The sequence below is a fragment of the Spirosoma sp. genome, assembly GCF_026391055.1.
GTDB lineage: Bacteria > Bacteroidota > Bacteroidia > Cytophagales > Spirosomataceae > Spirosoma.
In genome coordinates this window covers 461,650-469,719 of record NZ_JAPLET010000017.1, presented here as the reverse complement: position 1 = coordinate 469,719, position 8,070 = coordinate 461,650, and the positions used below count along the sequence as shown (strand labels likewise).

Annotated in this window: 7 protein-coding genes; all 7 read right to left on the bottom strand. The window is 48.6% G+C overall.

What is annotated here, in order from left to right; genetic code table 11:
• Positions 1–215: 215 nt before the first annotated feature.
• Positions 216–677: a hypothetical protein gene (locus tag NT073_RS10685; protein ID WP_297372788.1), complete on the bottom strand. Its 462-nt coding sequence runs from the start codon at positions 675–677 to the stop codon at positions 216–218.
• A 114-nt stretch (positions 678–791) separates the two neighbouring features.
• Entirely contained in the window at positions 792–1,931 is a 1,140-nt protein-coding gene (locus NT073_RS10680) for a 2-isopropylmalate synthase (protein WP_297372786.1), read from the bottom strand.
• Between the two features lie 259 nt (positions 1,932–2,190).
• On the bottom strand, positions 2,191–3,267 hold the full coding sequence (leuB, locus tag NT073_RS10675) for a 3-isopropylmalate dehydrogenase (RefSeq protein ID WP_297372784.1): 1,077 nt from the start codon (positions 3,265–3,267) through the stop codon (positions 2,191–2,193).
• Between the two features lie 132 nt (positions 3,268–3,399).
• Positions 3,400–4,092, bottom strand: coding sequence for a class I SAM-dependent methyltransferase (locus NT073_RS10670; protein ID WP_012930352.1), 693 nt, complete (start codon positions 4,090–4,092; stop codon positions 3,400–3,402).
• A gap of 86 nt (positions 4,093–4,178) precedes the next feature.
• Positions 4,179–5,699 (bottom strand): alpha-isopropylmalate synthase regulatory domain-containing protein, encoded by a 1,521-nt coding sequence (locus tag NT073_RS10665; protein ID WP_297372781.1) that lies wholly within the window; start codon positions 5,697–5,699, stop codon positions 4,179–4,181.
• Positions 5,700–5,791: 92 nt separating this feature from the next.
• Positions 5,792–6,388 carry a 3-isopropylmalate dehydratase small subunit gene (gene leuD, locus NT073_RS10660; RefSeq protein WP_297372779.1) on the bottom strand — a complete coding sequence of 199 codons (597 nt, stop codon included), beginning with the start codon at positions 6,386–6,388 and terminating at the stop codon, positions 5,792–5,794.
• Between the two features lie 106 nt (positions 6,389–6,494).
• Complete coding sequence (gene leuC, locus NT073_RS10655; RefSeq protein WP_297372777.1) at positions 6,495–7,898, bottom strand: 3-isopropylmalate dehydratase large subunit; 1,404 nt, start codon at positions 7,896–7,898, stop codon at positions 6,495–6,497.
• Positions 7,899–8,070 lie beyond the last annotated feature (172 nt).

Here is an 8,070-nt window from a genome sequence, read left to right as displayed (position 1 = left end):
TGTTCACCTCTACCATTTCGAACAGAGCCGTTAAGCCCCGTACTGCCGATGGTACTGCTGTCATAAGCGGGAGAGTAGGAAGATGCCACCTATTGAAACAGCGAAAGCCGTTCACCCAGTGAACGGCTTTTTGCGTTTAATAAGGTTCTATTAAGCATTGAAAAAGGCTTATACTCACGTACAAGCCTTTTTCAATGCTATAGTCTAATTAGCTATTAAGCTATTTCTAATGCTTCCATAGAAGGTAAGGTTATCTTCTCTAACAATTCTTCCTCCAGTAAATCGGCCCAGGCATTCATGTAAGTAATTACGTCCTGTCGCACGTTGTGCTTTAAATATCTTTGTTCTAAAGGAAAGCGTAGTAATACTTGCCGGTCATCTAATCGTTCAAGGTGTTTTATATCTTCAAGAACTAATCCCGCGTTAAGCATTTCATTAATTAAAAGATCAATAGGCATCTCACTGGTTGAGCAGTAATCTTCAGCCTGTTCATTCCAATCACCATGACGTTGCATAGCATATTGGTGAATCTGTTGTTTATTGAGCTTTGTAAGCTGCTGTGCAAGGTTTCCACAATTACAGCCACCCATATGTCCCCATTGATAAGGAGCACCATGTTGTAAGTTCTGGGCTGTTTGACGAAGGGCATAAATTAACTCGGGCGTTGGGCGGGCCATATTGATTTGAATTTTAGTTTATTTACTACCTGTTCTTCTCGCGAAACAGCAGTTTTAGCCATTTTGTTCATCGATCCTGATCAACAAAAAAGCCCGATCTAATCGGGCTTTTTCTCAACGGACTAGTTCCATCAAGTCCTTATCGTTAACTTCTTTTCGAACATCGGCCATATCCAGGAACCGCGTATATATGCCGTCGAGTGTTGGCTTGTCGTAGCGGAAGCCAAGTAGCTCAAGCCGGTGTTTCAAGGCATGGCGGCCACTACGGGCAGTCAGCACAATGGAGGATTTAGGCACACCAACATCGTGGGGATTCATTATCTCATAGTTTTCCGAGTGCTTCAGGAAGCCATCCTGATGAATGCCCGACGAGTGCGCAAAGGCATTACGGCCAACAATTGCTTTATTAGCCTGGACAGGCATCCGCATCATTTGCGATACGAGGTTGCTAACGGGGAAAAGGCGAGTGGTGTCAATGTTGGTATGCAAGCCAAGCTCCTTCTTTACTTTCAAAGCCATTACGACCTCTTCCAGCGACGTATTACCGGCGCGTTCACCAATACCATTCATGGTTACTTCTACCTGCCGTGCGCCGTTCATTACGCCTGCCAGCGTATTGGCAGTGGCTAAGCCCAGATCGTTATGACAATGGATCGAAATAGTGGCCTGATGAACGTTGGAAACATGCTCGTAGATGTAAGCTATTTTCTTGCCGTACTCATCGGGCAGGCAATAGCCGGTCGTATCGGGAATATTAACCACCGTAGCGCCCGCTTTGATGACCGCTTCGGTTAATTGTGCCAGAAAAGCAAGATCGGCACGGCCAGCATCTTCAGCATAAAACTCTACATCTTCAACGTAGGATTTAGCATGTTTTACCGCAGCAATGGCCTGTTCAAGTATGTTCTCCCGTGTACTATTAAACTTATTCCGAATATGAATGTCAGACGAACCAATACCAGTATGAATGCGCCCGCGTTTGGCCCATTTGAGGGCTTCGCCAGCAGCGTCGATATCTCCTTTAACAGCACGACTAAGGGCGCAAATGGTAGGCTCAGTAACTGCTTTTGATATTTCAACGACCGAGCGAAAGTCGCCGGGACTCGAGATAGGAAAGCCAGCTTCAATAACATCAACGCCCATCCGCTCCAGTTCTTTCGCTACTACAATTTTCTCCTCAGTGGTTAACTGGCAGCCCGGTACTTGCTCACCGTCGCGCAGGGTAGTATCAAAAATGTAAACTCGCTGGCTCATAGTTTGGTATTGATTGAAATACGTATGATTCGTTGGTTAGTAAAAAAGCCTTTCCTCTGGACAGAGAAAAGGCTTATTAATATAGCATATCCTTCTCCGTCTTAAAAAACGTGTAGTAGTTGCAGTCGGCAGGATAGAGAATTATTCATTGATTAGTCCGCGAAATTTCGCTGTTTGCGTAAATACGCTACAAAAATAAGTGTTTTTGATTAGTTTGCAAATCAGAAAACAAATTTCAAGATATGAATTTCCTTACTTTTTAAGCCGTTAAACGTTGTAAAATTTGATCGCCCATAGCTTGAGTTCCCAATATCTTATCCGAAGCTGTGGTTGCATCGGCAATATCGCGTGTACGGAAACCAGCTTTTAGAACAGAGTCAACGGCGTCGACTACTGTATTGGCTTCGTCTTTCATGCCAAACGAAATGTCGAGCATTAAGGCTACTGACAAAACAGAGGCCAGCGGGTTGGCTACACCTTTGCCGGTAATGTCGTGCGCCGAACCATGAATTGGCTCGTACAAGCCCGTTGTATCGCCAACAGAAGCTGATGCCAGCATACCCATCGAACCAGCAATCTGACTGGCCTCGTCGGTCAGGATATCACCAAACAGGTTGCCCGTTACCACAACGTCAAAACGCTTGGGATCTTTAATCAATAGCATAGCCGCAGCATCGACAAACTGATGCTCTACCTCTACTTCCGGATAGCGAGGAGCAATTTCCTGCACGACTTCACGCCATAGACGAGACGATTCAAGCACGTTTGCCTTATCGACCGAGCATAATTTCTTGCGCCGGGTCATAGCAGCATCAAACGCTTTGATCACGATCCGTTCCACTTCATAGCGGCTATAGATCATTGTATCAAAAGCCGTGTCACCGTTGTCCTTACGGCCTCTTTCGCCAAAATACACATCGCCGGTTAATTCGCGGAAGAATAGAATATCGGCACCTTTCAAAATCTCTGGCTTGATGCTCGAAGCGCTTAATAACTCGTCGAAAAGTTTGATAGGGCGCAGGTTTGCGTACAGGCCCAGCGCTTTCCGAATGCCAAGCAGACCCTGCTCCGGCCGAACTTTAGCCGATGGGTCGTTATCGTATTTTGGGTGACCCACCGCGCCGAACAGAATAGCATCCGACGCTTTGGACTTGGTAATGGTTTCGTCGGGAATGGGGTTGCCGGTGGCTTCGATAGCTTCATGACCGATCAGCGCCGTGTCGTAGGTGAACTCGTGATCGTATTTTTTTGCGATAGCATCCAGAACCTGTTTGCCTACGGCTGTTACTTCCTGACCGATACCATCACCGGCAATGACTACAATGTGTTTTTTCATTTTTAAGAGACAAAAGAGTAAAGGAATGGCTAACGTTCTGTAGGTCGCAGGTCTCCCTTCACAATGGGCAAGCTAAACAGACAAATAAAAAAGTGAAAGTTTTAAACCAGGCATTCCGGTCAGGTATGGTGTTTATGATTTCACTGCTTCGGCAATGACGTTCTTTCCAATGACCTGCCCTCCGGTGAGTTTATCAAACAAACGGCTTACCGGAAAGATAACACGGTCGTAAAAGATGACCGACTCTTTCGTAATCCGGCCGTCTTTGCCAAGCCATTTGTAGATCAGAGAAATAAAATAGCCTGCGAAGTCATAATACCGACAATCGGTAACGCGTAGTCCGGCATCTTCCAGAATCTGGCGAACCAGCTTCTTGTCGTAGCGCCGGTAATGCCCTACGTGTTCATCCATGTTACTAAAGATCTCCTGACGGGCTGGAACAAAAACCTTGATCCGGCCACCCGGCTTGAGTTTTTTGTATAACTCTTTGACGATTTCGCCGTGGTGTTCAATGTGCTCAAGGACGTTGATCGTGTAGATCAAGTCGTAGGTTTTAGCCAATGTGCTGATGTCTGTATAAACAGGTTGCTTAATCAGCGGTAGCAGTTCAGGGTCAATCTCGGCGGCATCAACGGCACCAGCCGGGAACCGGTTAGCGTATTCACCATTGCCCGCACCGAAATCCAGGATGGCTTCGCCGGGGCGAATGTCGCTTGATACCCATTTGAAGAGACCCCCATTATAATTTATGGCGTGACTCATCATGGCCAGGTTGTCGGCCCCGTTGTAATCTACCTTTTCTGCCGTTTGTTTGGCCTGACTCATAACTAACTATTTGGAAGACGAAGTAAACGTAATAACGTTTTATGCTTTATTTACTGAACACGAAGTTATTAAACGAATCGTCATTTTTAGTCTAGGGTATTGAGCATTTTTTGCGTGGCCTTAATGGCCGATACCGTCTGATCTGAATCGAGTCCGCGGGTTTTAAACTCCCCGTTTTTGTGTTTCCAGGTGATAATGGTCTCACAAAGGGCGTCTGTGCGGCCCCCGGTCGGAATGCGTACGGCGTAATCCGTCAGTAAAGGCAAGGTCAGTTTCTTTTTGACGTATATTTTTTTCAGAGCGTTCATAAACGCGTCGTACTGGCCGTCGCCTTGGGCACTTTCTTCAAAATGTTCTTCATCAATCCGAACCCGTAAGGTAGCCGAAGGCTTAAGGTCTTTTGAATGCGTCAGTACATAATTGAGCACTTCTACCCGCGATGCGAACGAATTCGTATTCAACACATCGGAAATAACGTAGGGTAAGTCCTCCCGTGTGACAACCTCTTTCTGATCGCCCAGTTCGATAACCCGCTGCGTTACTTTCTTGAGGTCGTCTTCCGATAGCTGAATGCCCAGTTCGCGCAGATTATTCTCGATGTTGGCCTTGCCCGACATTTTGCCGAGCGCGTAGCTGCGTTTACGGCCAAACCGTTCGGGAAGCAGGGCGTTGAAATAAAGGTTATTTTTCTTGTCGCCATCGGCATGAATACCCGCCGTTTGGGTAAACACGTTATCACCAACAACGGGCTTGTTGTCGGGAATGCGAAGCCCTGAGAACGTCTCGACAATCTTACTGACCTGATACAGCGATTTTTCGATAACGCCTGTCCGTACATCCGGCATAAAGTCGCGCAACACCGCAATAGCACTGGCCAGGGGGGCATTACCGGCCCGTTCGCCCAGGCCGTTAACGGTCAGGTGTATACCGTGCGCTCCCGCCCGAACGGCCTCCATCACATTGGCAATGCTGAGGTCATAATCGTTATGGGCGTGAAAGTCGAAGTGTAGATTCGGGTAACGGGCTACTAACTGATCGACATACGTATAGCTCTCCCCGGGGGTTAGTATACCTAGCGTGTCGGGGAGCAGTACCCGTCGGATAGGCTGGGTACTGAGGAAATCCAGGTACTGAAAGACATAGTCTGGGGAGTTGCGCATACCATTGCTCCAGTCTTCCAGATACACATTGGTTTGTACTCCCAACTCACCAGCCGCACAAATGACCTGTTTTATGTCCGTAAAGTGCTCGTCGGGGGTTTTCTTGAGCTGGTGGGTGAGGTGATTGAGTGAACCTTTAGTGAGGAGATTCATCACTTTCGCTCCAGACGCCTGCAACCAGTCGAGGGAAGCCTGGCCGTCAACGAAGGTTAGCACTTCAACTTTGTCGATCAGGCCAACGCTGGCTGCCCAGCGGGTAATCTGCTGAACCGCTTCCAGTTCACCCGCCGATACCCGCGCTGAAGCAATCTCTACGCGATCGACCTTTACTTCGGTGAGTAGCAACTGAGCCAGAGCCAGCTTTTCGGACGCAGAAAACGACACTCCGCTGGTTTGTTCACCATCACGGAGTGTCGTATCCATTATTTCAATGTAGCGACGTTTCATATGTAATGATAGAATGAGTGAATGATAGAATGAGTGAATTGCGGATGTTCGATTTATTCACTTATTCTATCATTTACTCATTCACCAATTAGTTAAAATGGTCGCGTTTCGGCGAAGGCTCCGATTTCTTCTTTCATCGACAGCAGATAGTCGATGTCATCGTAACCATTGGTGAGGTTATGCTTCTTGTATTCGTTGATCGCGAAGCTTTCGCTTTCGCCCGTTGCCAACAGCGTAATCGTTTGAGCAGGTAAGTTCACTTCCAGTTCAGTCTTCGGGTCGGCTTCGATAGCCGCAAAGATTTTCTCCAGAAATTCGGGACTAACCCGAACGGGCAGGATACCGACGTTGATGGAGTTGGCCTGGAAGATATCGGCAAAGAAGCTTGATACCACGCAACGGAAACCATAATCGTAAATGGCCCAGGCGGCATGCTCGCGGCTCGATCCGCTACCGAAGTTTTTGCCGCCCACCAGAATTTTTCCCGAATAAGTCGGGTCGTTCAGGACGAAATCGGCTTTGGGTGAATTGTCGTTATTGTACCGCCAGTCGCGGAAAAGGTTGTCGCCGAATCCTTTGCGCTCGGTGGCTTTCAGGAAACGGGCGGGAATAATCTGGTCCGTGTCGACGTTCTCAATCGGCATGGGAACGGCACTGCTGCGGAGTATGGTAAATTTATCGTAAGCCATTATTGTGAAGGTTGGTTTGAAGTTTGGCGTTTAAAGTTTGACGTTATCGCACATCTGGCTATCTACCGATAATCAAGTGGTGAAACGTCAAACATCAAACTTCAGACTAGTTAAGAAACTCGCGAGGATCGGTAACAACTCCCGTAACGGCGGCAGCGGCAGCTACCAGCGGGCTTGCCAGCAGCGTGCGGGCACCCGGTCCCTGCCGACCTTCGAAGTTGCGGTTGGAGGTCGACACGGCGTATTTACCCGCCGGAACCTTGTCTTCGTTCATGGCCAGACAAGCCGAACAACCCGGCTGACGCAGTTCGAAACCGGCCTGAGTCAGGATGTCCAGAATACCTTCTTCCTGAATCTGTTTCTCAACGATGTGCGAACCCGGCACTAACCAGGCCGTAATGTTATCGGCTTTCTGGCGGCCCTTTACAATCGACGCAAAGGCGCGGAAATCTTCAATCCGGCCATTGGTGCAGCTGCCGAGGAACACAAAATCGACCGGCTTGCCGATCATGCTTTCGTTTTCCTGGAAGCCCATGTATTGCAGCGATTTCTTGTAGCTGGCTGAGCCATCTTTTACGCTGTCGGCAGTTGGGATCTGGTGCGTAACACCGGTACCCAGACCTGGGTTTGTACCATACGTAATCTGCGGCTCAATATCGGCGGCATCGAAGGTAAGGTCGAGGTCGAACGTAGCGCCTTCGTCGGTTTTGAGGGATTCCCAATACGGAACGAGCTTGTCCCACTGCTCGCCTTTGGGCGACAGTTCGCGTCCTTTGAGGTAGTCGAGGGTAGTTTGGTCGGGAGCGATCATACCACCACGAGCGCCCATTTCGATGGTCATGTTACAAACCGTCATCCGGCCTTCCATGGTCATGTTCTCGAACACTTCACCGGCATATTCAACAAAGTAGCCTGTAGCACCGCTGGCCGATGTCTGCGAAATGATGTACAGAATGACGTCTTTGGGCAACACCGCTTTACCGGGCTTACCATTAACGGTAATCCGCATCTTCTTCGGCTTCGGCTGCATGATGCACTGCGTAGCCAGCACCATTTCTACTTCCGACGTACCGATACCAAAGGCAATGGCACCAAAGGCACCGTGTGTTGAGGTGTGCGAATCGCCACAAACGATGGTCATGCCGGGCAGGGTAATGCCGTTTTCAGGACCAACAACGTGTACGATACCGTTCTTAATGTGGCCCAGTCCCCAGTGCGAAATGCCGTAGGTTTTGGCATTGCGCTCCAAAGCCGCCAACTGATTGGCCGACATGGGATCAGCAACGGGTAGGTGCTGGTTGAGCGTTGGCGTGTTGTGATCGGCGGTAGCAAAGGTGCGGTCGGGATACAATACCGTTGCGCCACGGCCTTCGAGACCTAAAAAAGCCACCGGGCTCGTTACTTCGTGGATAAAATGGCGGTCGATGAACAAAACATCGGGACCATCTTTAACCTGCCGGATGACGTGTGCATCCCAGACTTTATCGAACAGGGTTTTTGGGGTACTCATAACTATAGAGGATAACTAATCGCGGTAATTTCTTTAGTGCTTTCCGGCTATCATGGGGATAGGGAAAGGTGGCTACAAAATTGATAAATCTTAATCAATGGCGAATCCCGTCATTCGTCCAGTAAATAGCGATTTTAGTCCAAGGGGGCTGGTTGGGTGGAAAGCGGTATTT

Excerpts from the sequence above, each read along its gene's own strand:
- NT073_RS10680 (WP_297372786.1), bottom strand. The coding sequence starts at position 1,931 with ATGAGCCAGCGAGTTTACATTTTTGATACTACCCTGCGCGACGGTGAG.
- NT073_RS10670 (WP_012930352.1), bottom strand. The coding sequence starts at position 4,092 with ATGAGTCAGGCCAAACAAACGGCAGAAAAGGTAGATTACAACGGGGCC.
- NT073_RS10685 (WP_297372788.1), bottom strand. The coding sequence starts at position 677 with ATGGCCCGCCCAACGCCCGAGTTAATTTATGCCCTTCGTCAAACAGCC.
- leuC (WP_297372777.1), bottom strand. The coding sequence starts at position 7,898 with ATGAGTACCCCAAAAACCCTGTTCGATAAAGTCTGGGATGCACACGTC.
- NT073_RS10665 (WP_297372781.1), bottom strand. The coding sequence starts at position 5,699 with ATGAAACGTCGCTACATTGAAATAATGGATACGACACTCCGTGATGGT.
- leuB (WP_297372784.1), bottom strand. The coding sequence starts at position 3,267 with ATGAAAAAACACATTGTAGTCATTGCCGGTGATGGTATCGGTCAGGAA.
- leuD (WP_297372779.1), bottom strand. The coding sequence starts at position 6,388 with ATGGCTTACGATAAATTTACCATACTCCGCAGCAGTGCCGTTCCCATG.